Annotated in this window: 13 protein-coding genes; 5 read left to right on the top strand and 8 right to left on the bottom strand. The window is 53.7% G+C overall.

Annotated features, from left to right (window positions below; all coding sequences use genetic code 11):
• Positions 1-21 precede the first annotated feature (21 nt).
• Positions 22-1473: a DUF1501 domain-containing protein gene (locus tag HOV93_RS02165; RefSeq protein ID WP_207394786.1), complete on the top strand. Its 1452-nt coding sequence runs from the start codon at positions 22-24 to the stop codon at positions 1471-1473.
• Positions 1474-1493: 20 nt separating this feature from the next.
• Here the strand turns inward: HOV93_RS02165 and HOV93_RS02160 are convergent, their stop codons facing one another.
• The gene (locus HOV93_RS02160) at positions 1494-1835 is read right to left on the bottom strand and encodes a DUF4339 domain-containing protein (RefSeq protein WP_207394785.1); all 342 of its coding nucleotides are present in this window, start codon (positions 1833-1835) and stop codon (positions 1494-1496) included.
• Between the two features lie 377 nt (positions 1836-2212).
• Here HOV93_RS02160 and HOV93_RS02155 point away from each other — a divergent pair, with 377 nt between their 5' ends.
• Positions 2213-3181, top strand: a complete 969-nt coding sequence (locus HOV93_RS02155) for an SPASM domain-containing protein (protein ID WP_207394784.1) — start codon at positions 2213-2215, stop codon at positions 3179-3181.
• Positions 3182-3257: 76 nt separating this feature from the next.
• Here HOV93_RS02155 and HOV93_RS02150 read toward each other — a convergent pair whose 3' ends face one another.
• From HOV93_RS02150 to HOV93_RS02135, 4 genes are all read right to left on the bottom strand, one after another.
• Entirely contained in the window at positions 3258-3647 is a 390-nt protein-coding gene (locus HOV93_RS02150; protein WP_207394783.1) for a hypothetical protein, read from the bottom strand.
• 18 nt (positions 3648-3665) lie between these two features.
• Positions 3666-4628 (bottom strand): DUF1559 domain-containing protein, encoded by a 963-nt coding sequence (locus HOV93_RS02145; protein WP_207394782.1) that lies wholly within the window; start codon positions 4626-4628, stop codon positions 3666-3668.
• A 243-nt stretch (positions 4629-4871) separates the two neighbouring features.
• Positions 4872-5729 carry a ThuA domain-containing protein gene (locus HOV93_RS02140; RefSeq protein WP_207394781.1) on the bottom strand — a complete coding sequence of 286 codons (858 nt, stop codon included), beginning with the start codon at positions 5727-5729 and terminating at the stop codon, positions 4872-4874.
• A 120-nt stretch (positions 5730-5849) separates the two neighbouring features.
• Entirely contained in the window at positions 5850-7382 is a 1533-nt protein-coding gene (locus tag HOV93_RS02135) for a ThuA domain-containing protein (RefSeq protein ID WP_207394780.1), read from the bottom strand.
• A 203-nt stretch (positions 7383-7585) separates the two neighbouring features.
• On the opposite strand from HOV93_RS02135, the gene HOV93_RS02130 reads away from it, so the two are divergent.
• Positions 7586-8131, top strand: coding sequence for a dual specificity protein phosphatase family protein (locus HOV93_RS02130; protein ID WP_207394779.1), 546 nt, complete (start codon positions 7586-7588; stop codon positions 8129-8131).
• A gap of 7 nt (positions 8132-8138) precedes the next feature.
• On the opposite strand, the gene HOV93_RS02125 is transcribed toward HOV93_RS02130, so the two are convergent.
• From HOV93_RS02125 to HOV93_RS02115, 3 genes are all read right to left on the bottom strand, one after another.
• A complete protein-coding gene (locus tag HOV93_RS02125; protein WP_207394778.1) occupies positions 8139-8489 on the bottom strand; it encodes a hypothetical protein in 351 nt (116 codons plus the stop codon).
• Positions 8490-8619: 130 nt separating this feature from the next.
• A complete protein-coding gene (locus HOV93_RS02120) occupies positions 8620-8982 on the bottom strand; it encodes a 4a-hydroxytetrahydrobiopterin dehydratase (RefSeq protein WP_207394777.1) in 363 nt (120 codons plus the stop codon).
• A gap of 129 nt (positions 8983-9111) precedes the next feature.
• Positions 9112-10872: a tetratricopeptide repeat protein gene (locus HOV93_RS02115; protein WP_207394776.1), complete on the bottom strand. Its 1761-nt coding sequence runs from the start codon at positions 10870-10872 to the stop codon at positions 9112-9114.
• 163 nt (positions 10873-11035) lie between these two features.
• Here HOV93_RS02115 and HOV93_RS02110 point away from each other — a divergent pair, with 163 nt between their 5' ends.
• Both HOV93_RS02110 and HOV93_RS02105 read left to right on the top strand, forming a co-directional pair.
• Positions 11036-12340 carry an outer membrane protein assembly factor BamB family protein gene (locus HOV93_RS02110; RefSeq protein ID WP_207394775.1) on the top strand — a complete coding sequence of 435 codons (1305 nt, stop codon included), beginning with the start codon at positions 11036-11038 and terminating at the stop codon, positions 12338-12340.
• A 472-nt stretch (positions 12341-12812) separates the two neighbouring features.
• Positions 12813-14120, top strand: a complete 1308-nt coding sequence (locus HOV93_RS02105; RefSeq protein ID WP_207394774.1) for a DUF1501 domain-containing protein — start codon at positions 12813-12815, stop codon at positions 14118-14120.
• The last annotated feature ends 89 nt before the right edge of the window (positions 14121-14209 follow it).

The following is a 14209-nucleotide window of genomic DNA, read 5'->3' as shown; positions in this document are numbered from 1 at the left end:
CAAATCGAACGAGAGAAAACGATGAATCCATTCCATCGACCCTTGCAGAACATTACGCGTCGATACTTCCTCTCGCAGTGTCAGGCCGGTCTGGGTGGGCTCGCGATGAGTTCGCTCTTGGGTGGTGCGGCCAATGGTGCCGAGGCCACTCCCGGCAACCCGATGGCGGCTGCTCAGCCCCACTTTCCGGCCACGGCGAAGTCTGTGATTTACTTGCACATGACCGGCTCGCCACCGAATCTGGACTTGTTCGACTATAAGCCAGAACTGATCAAGCACAACGATCAAGATTGCCCAGCAGAATTCTTCGAAGGCAAAGAGTTCGCGTTTACTAAGGGAACGCCTAAGTTGATGGGGACGCCCCACAAGTTCCGAAAGGTCGGGAAGTCAGGGCTTTGGATGTCTGACGCGTTGACGCACTTGGAAGAAGTTGCGGATGACCTCTGCTTTGTTCATTCCATGAACACCGATCAGTTTAACCATGCTCCGGCTGAACTGTTGCTTTTCACCGGATCGCCACGGCTGGGACGCCCTTCAATGGGATCGTGGGTGACCTACGGATTGGGCTCCGAAAATGCCAATCTGCCTGGCTTCGTGGTTCTTGTCTCTAGCGGAGTCAATCCGGCCGGTGGGAATAGCGATTGGGGAAGTGGATTTCTCCCGTCGGTTTACCAAGGTGTGCAGTGTCGATCGAAAGGGGATCCGGTCCTCTATTTGAATAATCCTGCCGGTATGGGCAAGGATATGCGTCGAATGACTCTCGATGCGATGAATGACTTGAACGAGATGGAACTCGAGCGGAATGGGAATCCCGAAACGGAGACACGCATCAGCCAATACGAATTAGCCTTCCGTATGCAGATGGCCGCTCCCGAGGCGATGGACCTAAGCCAGGAAACTCAGTCCACCCTCGACGCATACGGAGCGAAGCCGGGCGATTCAAGCCTGGCCAACAACTGTCTGCTTGCTCGGCGTCTCGTCGAACGTGGTGTTCGATTTGTGCAACTGTTCGACTGGGGTTGGGATTTCCATGGCACCAGCGCTGCCACGGGGCTTCAAGATGGCTTGAGAGACAAGTGTGCCACAATGGATCGGCCCGTCACCACCCTAATTAAAGATCTGAAACAACGAGGGCTGCTCGAAGATACGTTGGTGATCTGGGGTGGCGAGTTTGGTCGAACGCCGTTCCGCGAGGGACGAACTGCAGGCAGCAAAGTCCTCGGACGCGATCACTACCCTGATGTCTTCACTTTGTGGATGGCGGGCGGCGGGGTGAAGCCTGGGTTTTCGTACGGTGCCAGCGATGAGCTTGGGTTTAAAGTTGCCGAAGACAAGGTGCACATCCATGATCTTCAGGCTACGATCATGCATTGCCTGGGCATGAATCACGAACGGCATACTTACCATTTCGCCGGTCGCGATTTCCGTTTAACGGACGTTCATGGCCATGTCGTTCACGACATCTTAGCGTAATGGTCGCGTGGGGTAAGTATCTATTCTTCCTCTGTCCCTGCGACGACTAAGCCCTTGATGTTTCTGGCGTACATCCAAGCCGTCTTTTCCGTGCGAATGTGTGTCTCGCCGGTGATCAGGCCGTCGCGAGCAAGTGTTTTGAGTTCCGCTAGACGATAAGGTCCCGACTCCTGAAACTTCGGAGGGAACTTGACGTAAAACTCAGTCAGGTCCGGTTTGGCATCCTTGGGCGGCTCTGCCGCACGCAGCGGTGTTTGACGCTTTTCACGGCCCGGGTATAGGTTCTTCTTCTTTCCTTCGAGCAGCGGTTTAAGGGTTGGGAAGATCTCACCAAGCTTTTGGTAAATCAGTTCCGATTTCATTGGAGTGGGCCTGGGGTAGGGTTGGGCTCTTCCTATCGCGTTCCACTCATTCGTACGTGATGCGTTCGGGTCGGTTCTGTAAATCGCTTGTACTTCACTGGATATTCATTTGTTCTTAATCTGCTAGCGAAGATAGCATGTATGGGAGGAATGCACCGAGTTGATATTGCTTCGTTTTGGGCAAATGGGAATCATGTAGGTTAGCGCTGCCCTAACAATTACTAGGCGCAAGAAGCACGATTGGCCTGAGCAACACCCCTTAGTTCATTATCGATTGATCGTGGTCGTCCCCTTGGGGGTGGCTTCGACCAAGCGAATTGCGCAGAGAAACGAGGCGTTGATCACTCCTATACGAAACAGGGAAGTTCACCAAGGCTATGACGCGTCTGAAGTACGATCCATGGATATTGTCGCTCCATCTGGTTGATGCCAATGGAGCGCGGCGTGTCATGATGTCTCCTGATCGGTTGTCCGAGATTCTTTCGGCCGGCCGGCGGATTGATACTATCCACACGGTTCATGTCCGCGGTGTGGGTGCCGATCCGGGAGAGTTGACCGAACTGGTCGACCATGGCCGTATGATAGCTCTGACCGGGTATCCTCAGCGGGTCCTCTTTACCAGTGGCGAGGGGATGATGCGGCAAGAGGTTGAGGAGGTCTTCCGGGTCTTCACGACGATCGAGTTTTCGCTGCCCAAGGATCTTCGCAACCAACTCTTACCCTTTCAACAGGCCAGTTCCGACCAACTGTCAGAGGAACTCGAAAGCTGGCTGAGAATAATCGAGTACTATGCACGTGTCAAAAGTGCCTGGCAGCTTTCGGCCGACCTGGTCGTGCGGATCCCCCAAGGCAATTTGTCGATCGACTTGGCTAGTCGCTTAGACCAACTTAGCTGGCGCGGTGCCTTTCGTGTGCAACGCAGCGGTGGTGCCAGTGCGTTCTCGTTAGAGCAGCAACAGGCCGAGTATGGTATGAAGCTGTGTGAAGAACCCTATCGTGTGATGACCTTTGGTGCCTGTGGCCAAATGACCGGTTGCAGTGGCGCGCAGCGACAACGGGTTTACTTCGGAGGCTTGGAAGAAGACAGTTTACAGGGATTATGGGAAGGCTCGTCGATGGAACTGTGGCGCAAGAACCGCACCGATAACCAATGCCAAGGCTGCCCAGGGCTCGGCAGTACGCTGAGAAGGCCTTCGTTGATTTCGATTTACGAATCGGTCGGCGAACAACGATTCCACGAATATCCTCAACAGCAGCTACGCAAGATTGCCGACGAGTCGGAAGGCCACGCTACGTCGCGCAGCGCTTCACGTACGATCTTTTGCTCGCCACGAAGAGCTTCTTAAAGACGAACAGCGGTAACAAAAAAAGCAGCCTGGCGTTTATAGGCTGCTTTCGTCGAATCAGTGCTGAGGGAAGTGGTTATCGCTTGGATACTTGAAAGTCCCTTGTTGAATCTTCCTTGGGTAGATCGATTCTCTCCGAATAGGGATTGAACAGACTCACTCCCATGTCGCTCTCGGTGTTGGCTTTTCCATCGTAGCCAACAATCCGAACACCGTAAGCGCCGCCGAGAACTCCCTTGCCAGACGGGGTCTCGTAGTGGCCATTTTCTATTTTAATGAAGGTCCCGGGGCCGGGATTTCCTTCGCGAGAATTCGGCGTGAACTGGATTTCCCCTTGAGGAACCGGCTGACCATCGTAGGTGACGGTGCCAGATAGTTTGTGCCGCTCAAGACCATCAGACTTCGTGCAGCCTAGAACTAGCAGGCAACAAACTACCACCCCAGTCGCATAAGCAGTTGTCTTCATGAGATCGCGCTCCGCTGGTTAGTTCTTGCTGAAACCACTGATTGGCAAACCATCGTTGCGGATGGCCAGCTGACTGTACATTTGCGTATCCATTGTTTCAACGAAGAACTGTACCGAGGCATCGCTCATCAGCATTGCGCAGCCGCCTGGATGGTAGCTACCAAAGCAGCGAGACTGCGTACTGTGTGTGGCGTCGGGCAGTGAGTTGATCGGAGCGAGGGCACTGGCCAGTGTGCCAGGCAAGCACCACAGATTGTTAATGTTAGCGCTACTGGCCCATCCAAAGGTCTTGTTGTCGGGGCGGCTATGCGTTTGGTAGCGGCTTTCCCCGACCATCACCACATGGGTTGTGCCGTCGGTCGCATCACGAAACTTCACGCCTGAGTTGTGGTAGAGCATCCCGTTGGTATCGTTGCCGCGAAGTGGATCGCTCGACGCGCGACATTGAAAGTCGTAAGTACTCGAAGACGAATCCCAGATTCCGCCTCCCATGACTCCCATATAGCACAACAGGTTTTCCTGAATCGAGGTTCGCGGATCAGATGGACATTGATAGATGTCCAATGGCAACTCCCAGAGTGGACGGTTGTTGGCGCTGCCGGCACCATCCACCGGATTCATCGTGAACTTTTCACCAAAGTTGAACTGATCGTGAAGTGCGTTCTGTTCAAGAAAGGGAAGCAGCATCGCGGTCCAAGGCGCGAACGCATTGTTATCGCCGGCCGAGTTCCAGCAATTTCCACTGGAAGCAACTTGGGCTCGGTTGCTGATGTAGCCCGAAGGAAAACTACCAAACGTGTCGTGATAGTTGTGCAATCCGAGGCCGATGTTCTTCAGGTTATTCGTGCAGCTCATGCGTCGAGCCGCTTCGCGTGCTTGTTGGACAGCAGGAAGAAGTAGGGCTATTAGCACGCCGATGATGGCAATCACCACCAGAAGTTCCACAAGGGTGAACCCGTGGCTTTGCTTGGTACGAGACATACAGATACTCACTTGGCGGGAATATATAGCGATAGTAGGCAGGATTCAGACGAAGGATGATCAAGCTATTATACCAATGTAGCGGGTTATATGCCACCTTTGTTGGCTATGCAACGGTAATTTCCAGACGCCGGTCTATCAGACATATCAGAAGCGTGGCATCCCAATAAAAAATGGCTATCCACCAGGAGGCGGATAGCCATTTGCTAAAGCATTAGAAGATAAGAACTTCGCGTGAGATTCCTACTTCGCTGGGGTGGGGTTCTTGTCTTTATCTGGGTTGGGTTTGCTGAGGTCGATCTCGACCTTGCCGGTACCTTCGAAGCCAGCTTTCGTGGTGCCGTCTTCATTCAGGCCGTCGACGCTCCAGAGAATACCGCGTGCGACCAGGCTCAGCCAATCGTCGTTATTCATCGTTTCGTTGTAGTGCCCTAAGGTGGTCGAGAAGGTCTTGGTTCCTTCATATTCGTTGCACCAGATGACAGCGTGGTCCTTCTTGGTGTCGACTCCGTAAGCTTTGGCCAGGGGGGTGGCCGTATCCCACGTCTTTTCGATCTTGTAAAGCTCGCCGCGATCGACCTTCCAGTTCTGGGGGAATCCTTGCATGATCGGGTGATCTTCCACAAGCGTCACCACATCCAGCGGGTGTTTACCTTCATGGCTGGTGCTTCGCATGCCGATCAGTTTTCGCCACTCGTCTGTCTTCGCGTTGCGGTAGCTGTGCATCGAGCAGTGAACGAAGATAGCCGGAATTTTGTTTTCGGTGTGTGCTTGGACGATGCCTTCAACAAAGTCGACGTTTTCGACCCCGCCGTAGCATTCGTTGTGCACGACCAAATCGTACGGCTTAATCCAGTCATGGTTCTCGTAAACCGGAACTTTGGTCTTTCGATCGTCTCCGGCCAGGGCCACATCCCAATCGATGCTTACACGCTGGCTGAGACCTTCTGTGATGATTTTAATCTGGTTGGGGTAGTCGTGGCAGCAACCACCGGTGATTAACAGGGCCTTCAGTTTGGCTTTTTCTTCCGCGTGGGAAGTGGCAGCGATCGCCAAGGCGAAGAGCATTACCAACAAGGGGCGAACTAAGCGAAGCGTCATAAGGGAAATTCCTTGAGGAGTAGTCGAATAGGCAGGGAAGAGGACTACGGTTTACACGGATAGAAACAGAATCGCTCCGCTCGTTTTCGCGGTGTCGATTCATGCCGATATTGTTCTTTCTTATTCAGTTCCACTCGGGGCCGTCGGGCCATCGATATCGCCCAGAGCGAACTGAATGCCGTCGAGGTAGAACTTCAACATCTGGGGATTCCAATAGATCTCTTCGCGATGTCCCAGCGAACTGTAGAACACGCGACCGTCACCCCATTTGCGAACCCACGAAACGGCGAAGTCGCTATCCTTGCGATGGATGCCCTTCTTGGCCATGTTCGTGTTGTCGACATCCAGCGAGAGCAGTACGTGCAACGCATCGCGGGAGTAAGGATCGCGGAACTGGTAGATCTCGTCAACGATGGTGAAGTTCTCGCCACCGAATGCGTTCATCAGCGGGTGCTCTGGGTTATCGACTTTGATGCCCACCTTCTCGTGCCAGGGGTGACCATGGAAGTAGCCGCCGATCAGTTTGCCGAAATCTTCCCAGTGGTAGTTGGCGTCGCTGGCAGCATGAAATCCGACAAGTCCTTTGCCGCTCGAGACAAAGTTGAGCAGGCTTTCACGGAACATCTTTTCCGCGTCTTCCTTTGTCATTTCCTGGCCGGCTGCGGCCAGCTTGGCGATGTCCTCGTCGCGCGGTTTGATCCAGGGGCCAGTCGTGTTAACCATCACTATTGCGTCGTAGTCGGCAAGCGTTTCCGGAGCGAGCATGGTTAGGTCGTTGGTAATGCGAGCGTCGAAAACGCCGGTCTTTTCTCCTAGCATCTTCACGGCCATTGCACCGACAGGAATCGAGCTGTGACGGTAGCCGTGGTAGCGGGTAAAGACCAACACATTGTGCTTTTGCTTCGGCTCGACACGAGGCTCTGCCGGCAGAGTCTCTTCGATCTTTGCGAGTTGCTCAGGCGTGACCAGTTCGCGAATGTAGATATTTCGGAAGTAAAGCGTGTTGCCGTGGTTCTGCAGTTCGATTTGGCCGGTGCGGTAGACCGGCTTGTCGCGTTCCCAGTAATTTTCGAGCACGACGTCATCGGTCACCAGTTTGCCGTTCAGCTTGATGGTAACGCGGTCGCCGATCATACGAATGAAAAACGTATTCCACTCGCCGATCGGGTTATCAGCGGTAACCAACGGCTCGCTGGGGTTGTTCTTGTTGTTGTACAGACCGCCAGAGCCGACACCGTTGGGGTTAGGCTTCTTATTGCCAGGGTCCCAAATCTGAATTTGCGGGCTGCCACGGACGTAGATGCCGCTATCACCGGCTTCTTTGATTTTGAAGTCGACGTACATCTCGAAGTCGGCGTAATCCTTCGCCGTGCAGAGACTTTGCCCTTTGCCATCGAAGACCAGAACGCCATCTTTTGCTTGCCAATGTGCGCGCATCGACTCGTCGGCCGAGGCTTGGGCTTTCGAGAGCTCTTCCTGCGACATCTCGGCCCGCTTCTTCGGATTGGCGACAAGCCCTTTCCAGCCGGTGAGATCTTTGCCATTAAAGAGTTGCTGGAAGCCTTTAGGAGGTTGATTCAAAGCAGGCTCTTCGGCGACGACGAATGAGGCCAAAATCAACGATAGGCCAACGCTACACACCAGACGTAGCATAGATTGGGTTCTCCTCGAGGGTGTTTACAGGTGGGCATGGTATTTGCCCTGTATGGGTAGGCTGCCTCGACATTTCGCACGGGCAGGGTGGGCTCAGCGACCGCCAACCATCATAATCGGTGAAATAAATAAAGGGAATCAATTGCCTAACTTCCTCAGTTGAAACTTGAATATCCCACGGAAATAGACTGTTTTTGCCCATCATGAAGCGTTTTTTTCAGCACTTGTACGCGAAATCAATTTACTGGCCTTCGTACGTCTATAACTGGACGATGATCCGGCGGCTCAAGTGGTGGCGCTGGTACGACGAAATCGATCCGCATGTTTTCGTCGGTGCCGTCCCTTCGCGCAAGATGGCTGTCGATCTGGCTGAAAGCGGCATCAAGGGCGTCATCAATACGTGCCACGAATATGAAGGGCCTCTGGACGTCTATAAAGAGCACGGCGTCGAACAGCTTTATCTACCGACTGTCGACTTCACCCCACCTAGTGTCGAGGATATCGACGAAGGGGTCTGTTTTATCGAAAAGTTCGTTGCCCAAGAGAAGGACGTCTACGTCCACTGCAAAGCAGGCCGAGCACGCAGTGCGACCATCGTGCTGTGCTGGCTGATGAAGGCCAAGGACATGAGCCCGGAACAGGCCCAGGTTTATCTTTTAGAGAAGCGACGCCAGGTGTTGGCGACCCTTTATCGTCGACCAGTCGTACAAGCCTACTACCGACGCTTGCAGGAAACGGCCAAGACCTAACAGGCCGTTAGATTGCACCGCCGGATCGGTTCGCTTCTTCCAGTGCATCTAGCACCGGGCGAACGAGAAACTCGCCACAATAGATCACGACCAAAATCGGCAAAATAATTGTGAAGAAAACGGTGGCCAGCGAGATCAGTACCTTCGACCAAGTCGGGTACTTGGGGCTCACCCATAACAGCGGCAAGCCTAACGGACCAATCGACAGGATCACGATCCAGATTATCGTATGGCTACGCGCGGCCGACCGAATGCTGTGCGGAAGGCCGCCTTCGATGACCCGCTCGGACGGTAGGGCAGCCTCGGCGCTGACCGCCGGAAGCTGAGGTTTATCGAGTAATACCGTCTCGTCGTCCATAACCATGGTGGGGGTGAAACGCGTGCGTAAAGACTGCCTAAAGTTTAGGTTACCCCGTGCAAAACGCAAATTCGTCCTGCGTGATGTTTAACCAGGTCTTAATACGGACACGTTTGCCCCTGCCTGTTACTTACGACTTCACTTCCACCGGCAACGCATCGATCTTGGCGGCTAGGATAAAGTCGTTCTCGCTAAGTCCGCCGATCGCGTGGGTCCATAGTTCGATCGAAGCATTCCGATATCCGACGATGTGCAGGTCGGGGTGGTGCCCGTCTGATTCGGCTACTTCGGCGACCTTGTTAAAGAATTCCATGCCAGCGATGAAATTCTTTACGGTCCAGTCCTTACGAATTCGCTGGCCGTCGTGCGTTAGGTACCAACCGTCGAGCTTGGCTAATTGATCGTTGGCTTCGTTTAAGCTGCACGCATCCACACCCCCTTCGCACGGCTTGCACTTCTTCTGCGTCAGTTGATCCGACGTTTGAATATCCATTGCGTGGAGTCCCTTCATGAAAAAAGCCCTGGCGTCTAAAGAGGCCAGGGCAAGCACTTGTGTTGGTGTTTGCCCTCTGCGTTCATTCTTTCGAATCTCCCGAGGCGAAGCAAACAAAAATAGGTCGGCTTACGAGACCGGGGCCATATCCGGAGCCGGTTCGGGCATCTCCGGCTGGTCGTCTTTCTTTTTCTGGTCGTCGGGCTTTTCTTGGGTGGCTTCTTTCAGCTGCTCGGCCACCTTCGAAGCAGGGCCAGCGATGGTCTCCATTTTGCCACCTTCTTTGGTGTTTTGAATTTCTCGCCATGCCTGGTTGGCATCGTATGCTTCCAGTTCGCTCTTCAGATGATCACGAATTTCGGCGGCAGCTTCGTCCCCGCCAGCGACTTCAACGGCTTTCTTCGACCATTTGCGGGCTTCCTTGAAATCACCCTTTTCGGCATGGGCCGCAGCCAAGGTCGAAAGGATGTGAGCCTGGGCGTAGTCGGTCGCTTCGCATGCTTTCTCTGCATACTTGAGCGCCTTCTCGCCGTCGCGAACGTCTTCCTTAGTAGACGTCGCCAAGACCCAAGCCAGGTTGTTCAGGATGCCGCCTTCCTCATCATCTTGAAGCTTCAAAGCGGCCAAATAGGTTTCGACTGCTTCGGCATGTTTGCCGTAAGAAAGTAATGCGTCCCCTTTGCCACGCAATGCGATAGCATTATCTGGCTCGATTTTAAGTACCTGGTCATAAACTTCCACTGCTTTGCGAGGACGCTTATCGGCTTGATAAAGCGTCGCCAATTGCAAGCTGATCGTGGCGTTCTCGCTATTGCGAATTTGCAGTGCTTCAAGATCGCGAATCGCTTCGGCGAACTTTCCTTCCTGAGCGTTCAACGTGGCACGCATGAGCAAGGCCTGCATGTTGCCGGTGTCAGCAGCTAAAGCACGCTCGACATCTTGCAGGGCCGATTTGTAGTCTTGACGTTCTACGTACAAGCTTGCTCGCATCAAAAGAGCAGGCACCGATCGTGGAGCGAGAACCAGGACCTGATCCAGGTCTTCGATCGCCGCGTTCAAATTACCGGCCATCGTCTTGAACTGGGCTCGCAGCAAGTAGCCAATTGGCGAGTTGGGGTTGGCTTGAATGATTTGGTCGACGGCTTTGATCGCTTCGTCGAATTCGCCTAGCTTGGCGAATGCACGTGCGTAGGCTTGTAGCGAAGTCAGATCACCGGGAGCCAGTTGTTCGGTGACGACCTTCAAGTCGGCCAGCGCTTCCTGAAACTTTTCCTGTTCCAGGTACATCAACCCACGCAGCCGATAGGCGTCGGCGTTGTTCGGGTGGGCTTCAATGGCCTTGGTCAGCACGTCGATCTGGGCATCGGAGCCTTCGGCAAACACAAGCGAGACAACCAGAGCTTTCGAGAGAGGCTCGCCGGTCCCTTTTAAGAGCTCGATCGCCTTGTTGATACTCTTCTCGGCTTGGTCTCGGTCTCCGTCTGGAAGCAGCAGAAGACGAGCTTTGAGGAAGTGCAGCATGCCGACCGAATCGTCGTACTTCAGCCCCATGTCAGCTTCGGCTATGGCTTTATCGCGAAGCTCTTTCCAGTCCTTGCGCTGCTGAGCTTCCTCGAAGATACCTTTGCCCATAGCTTCGGCACGCTGGTAGCGGACTGAGGTGAGCAGCTGCTTCGCAAAGACTTGGTCTTCTTGGTGGAGACCCTTATCTAAGGCCGATTCGCAAAGTTCGGCGACTTTTGCCAGGTCGTCCATCCCTTCGGCATCGAGTTTCAAGTCGACGGCATTGTCGAGATCGGCTTGCCCGGCGTAATCCTCAGCCGCTAGAGGGAAGGTAAGTAGCCCACAAACCAGTGTGGCTACCACGAAGAGGGAGAATCGCCCAACCATGATGTCTTATCTAACTCCGTGAGAACATTTTGTAAGCAGATTCGCGTAGAATGTTATTCTAAGCAATTAGGCAGACCTTGCCACGACGAGAATTCAGGGAATTTGTTTCGATCCGGTAAAATGCATAGACGCAGTGAACTGGACGACTCGACAAGGGAAACGCATGATGCTCGCAGGATATCGCCGAAGTGTGTCGCTTTCGATCGTGCTAGGCGCGTTGTTGCTTGGCTGTCGGCAAGAACCTGTCGACGAAATTCGAGCCCCGCAAGGCGAAGCCGCTCAAGCTGCAGACCCCGTGTCGTTGCCACCCGGCAGTTGGCCCTGGTGGCGCGGAGAAGATCGCGATGGCATCGCTCATCACGAGATCGCCGATTTTCAGTGGTCCAGCCAGCCAAACGTTGTCTGGAGTGCCAAAATCCAAGGGCTAGGGCATTCTACGCCTATTATTGTCGGGGATAAAGTCTTTCTGACGACAGCCGATGCCAAGCAAGAAACAAAGTCGCTGATCTGCTTCGAGACGGTCATGGGTAAGCCCGTTTGGACCACCACCGTCCATCAGGGCGGCTTTATGCGGACGCATCAAAAGAATTCCCAGGCATCGGCAACTCCGGCAAGCGACGGCAACTATATTTTCACCGCGTATGTCGTGAAAGACTCGCTATATGTCACAGCGGTCGATATGAAAGGGCAAATTGTCTGGCAGAAAGAGGCCGGACCATTCCAAAGTCAGCACGGCTACGGGAGTTCGCCAATCATTTACGAGTCGTTCGTGATCGTCTTGTCCGACTCGAATGGGCCAGGTTTTTTGGCCGCTTTGCGACGAGACACCGGAGATATCGCTTGGCGTGTAGGGCGTTCCACCGAACCAAGCTATGGCACGCCCATTCTGGCCGAAATCGACGGCAAGCAGCAGATCCTGGTGGGGGGGACCGGCAGTACGTCCGCGTATGACCCCCAAAATGGCGATCTCTTATGGTCGGTAGATGGTCCTGCGAAGACGACGGCCAATACCCCAGCGGTGGCGGGGGACTTGGTGATTTCTACCGGCGGCTATCCTCAGAATGGTTCGATTGCCGTTCGAGTTGGTGCAAGCGAAGAGGAAGGCCGTGAAGAGATCGTATGGGAAGCCAGGGAGCGAATTTATGTACCGTCACCTCTAGTGCACGATGGCAAGATATATGCCGTCAACGACGATGGAATCGGGCTTTGCTATGACGCCCAGACCGGCGAACGGCTTTCGAGAAAGCGGATCGGCGGTAACTTTAGTTCCTCATTGACTTTATATGGCAAGCACATGCTGGTACCTGACGAGGACGGGACCATGCACGTCTTCGAGGCTACCCCTGATTTTAACTCGGTGGGCGAGTTTCGCCTGGAGGGTAGTGGCTTTGCCAGCCCCGTGTTTGCCGGGGGAAAACTATATTGGCGAACCTCCACCCATCTATTTTGCTTGGCGCCCGCTTCTTAGCCGCCGCCACTGGCCCAATGGCCAGTATGTTCGGATCGAGTTCGTAGCGAATCGGGGCTAGCTTGATCTTTTTTCAAGATCTTGCTGATGACTCGTGACATCAGAGGGTCGTAACCCCCTGACACGCAATGGCTTAACTCGCCTCGTGGCAAGGAAGTTAAATAGCTCAATCTGATTATAATTCTTTTGACAATAGGGGTGACGACCGTTATATTGATCACTCAATGGATAAGGCTGCTTCTATCTGAAGCGGTACTTTTCCTGCCATTACCTACCCATATTTGCCTGCCTTTTTGACGATGGCCGAGTTTAGCGGCGATCTTCAATATTCCACGATGCGTCATTGGTCCTTGTGATTCAAATGTTAAGGGCTTGGCGCGGATCCTTCCGTTTCGCTTGAATTTGGTGAAACCTTTCACTGACTCGAGTCATTCCCAAGAAGCTGAACACACCCAAACTGTTGGAGATGGTCATGAACAAGTGCGATGGGAACCCGCTAAGTCGACGTAATTTTCTGACTGTCGGCGCGGCAGCCGGTCTGGGACTGAGCATGTCCGACATGTTCCGTCTACAAGAGGCCCAGGCAGAAATCAAGAATTATGATTTCATCGAAGCCAAGGCCAAGAGCGTTATCCATATCTTCCTGCCCGGTGGTGCTCCTCAACAAGAGCTATGGGATCCGAAGCCTTACTCGCCGATCGAATATCGCGGTGAGATGAAGACGATCAAAACCAACACCGGCGAGTACTTTAGCGAGACGCTCCCTAAAACCGCTCAAATTGCTGACAAGCTTTGCGTCATTCGTTCGATGAGCCACGGTGAGGCCGCTCACGAACGTGGCACGCACAACATGTTCACCGGTTACCGTCCGAGCCCTGCATTGAAGTTCCCTAGCTTCGGTGCTGTGGTGAGTCACGAATACGGGCCACGAAAGAATCTGCCTCCTTACGTTTGTGTACCGAATGTACCCAACGAATACGCAGGCACCGGGTATCTCAGCTCTTCCTTTGCACCATTCTCGTTGGGTTCCGATCCGGCCAGTGGTGGTTTCAAGGTTCGTGACTTGAGCCTGCCAGGCGGGGTGGATGACGCTCGTTTCTATCGTCGTCGCTCAGCTTTGGAAGCCGTCAACAACTACTTCGCTCAGAAGAACGAGTCGGATCAGGTTGCGGCCATGGATACCTTCTACGAGCGAGCTTACAGTCTGGTGTCTTCACCAGAAGCTCGTGAAGCATTCAACATCGAAGCTGAAGACGCTAAGCTTCGCGATGAATATGGTCGCAATCAGGCAGGCCAACGCATGCTGATGGCCCGACGTCTAGTCCAGGCCGGAGTACGCATGGTCACGCTGACCTATGGCGGTTGGGACATGCATCAACGCATTACCGACAGCGTCAAGCGTCAGGTGCCAAGCTTCGACCAGGCCTTCTCGGCGTTAATTCGCGATCTGGAACGTCAGGGTATTCTGGACGATACGCTCGTGATGGTTTCCTCCGAATTTGGTCGTACGCCGAAGATCAACAAGGACGCCGGTCGAGATCACTGGCCGAAAGTTTTCAGCGTGGCATTGGCCGGTGGTGGTCTGAAGAAGGGCTATATCCACGGGGCTTCCAACGCCACTTCCAGTGAACCGGAAATTGATCCGGTTGGTCCTGAGGATCTTGCCACCACCATGTACCACCAAATGGGCATCGTGGCCGACAAGGAATTGATGGCACCTGGTGATCGTCCGATTGAAATCGTTGACGGTGGTAAGGTCATCAAAGATCTGCTGGCGTAACTTACCGGAAACTGGCTTCGCGACGGCAGAAATTACTTCATCTTCGCGAGTTCCAAGTTAAAATTAAATCATTCGGCCTGGGCACGATC

The sequence above is a fragment of the Bremerella alba genome (genome assembly GCF_013618625.1).
Lineage (GTDB): Bacteria > Planctomycetota > Planctomycetia > Pirellulales > Pirellulaceae > Bremerella > Bremerella alba.
Note: the sequence above shows the minus strand (reverse complement) of the source record. Positions and strands in the feature narration are given on the sequence as shown.

Bases quoted from the DNA above. Each gene is read 5' to 3' on its own strand.
- HOV93_RS02165 (WP_207394786.1), top strand. From the start codon at position 22: ATGAATCCATTCCATCGACCCTTGCAGAACATTACGCGTCGATACTTC.
- HOV93_RS02160 (WP_207394785.1), bottom strand. From the start codon at position 1,835: ATGAAATCGGAACTGATTTACCAAAAGCTTGGTGAGATCTTCCCAACC.
- HOV93_RS02155 (WP_207394784.1), top strand. From the start codon at position 2,213: ATGACGCGTCTGAAGTACGATCCATGGATATTGTCGCTCCATCTGGTT.
- HOV93_RS02150 (WP_207394783.1), bottom strand. From the start codon at position 3,647: ATGAAGACAACTGCTTATGCGACTGGGGTGGTAGTTTGTTGCCTGCTA.
- HOV93_RS02145 (WP_207394782.1), bottom strand. From the start codon at position 4,628: ATGTCTCGTACCAAGCAAAGCCACGGGTTCACCCTTGTGGAACTTCTG.
- HOV93_RS02140 (WP_207394781.1), bottom strand. From the start codon at position 5,729: ATGACGCTTCGCTTAGTTCGCCCCTTGTTGGTAATGCTCTTCGCCTTG.
- HOV93_RS02135 (WP_207394780.1), bottom strand. From the start codon at position 7,382: ATGCTACGTCTGGTGTGTAGCGTTGGCCTATCGTTGATTTTGGCCTCA.
- HOV93_RS02130 (WP_207394779.1), top strand. From the start codon at position 7,586: ATGAAGCGTTTTTTTCAGCACTTGTACGCGAAATCAATTTACTGGCCT.
- HOV93_RS02125 (WP_207394778.1), bottom strand. From the start codon at position 8,489: ATGGACGACGAGACGGTATTACTCGATAAACCTCAGCTTCCGGCGGTC.
- HOV93_RS02120 (WP_207394777.1), bottom strand. From the start codon at position 8,982: ATGGATATTCAAACGTCGGATCAACTGACGCAGAAGAAGTGCAAGCCG.
- HOV93_RS02115 (WP_207394776.1), bottom strand. From the start codon at position 10,872: ATGGTTGGGCGATTCTCCCTCTTCGTGGTAGCCACACTGGTTTGTGGG.
- HOV93_RS02110 (WP_207394775.1), top strand. From the start codon at position 11,036: ATGATGCTCGCAGGATATCGCCGAAGTGTGTCGCTTTCGATCGTGCTA.
- HOV93_RS02105 (WP_207394774.1), top strand. From the start codon at position 12,813: ATGAACAAGTGCGATGGGAACCCGCTAAGTCGACGTAATTTTCTGACT.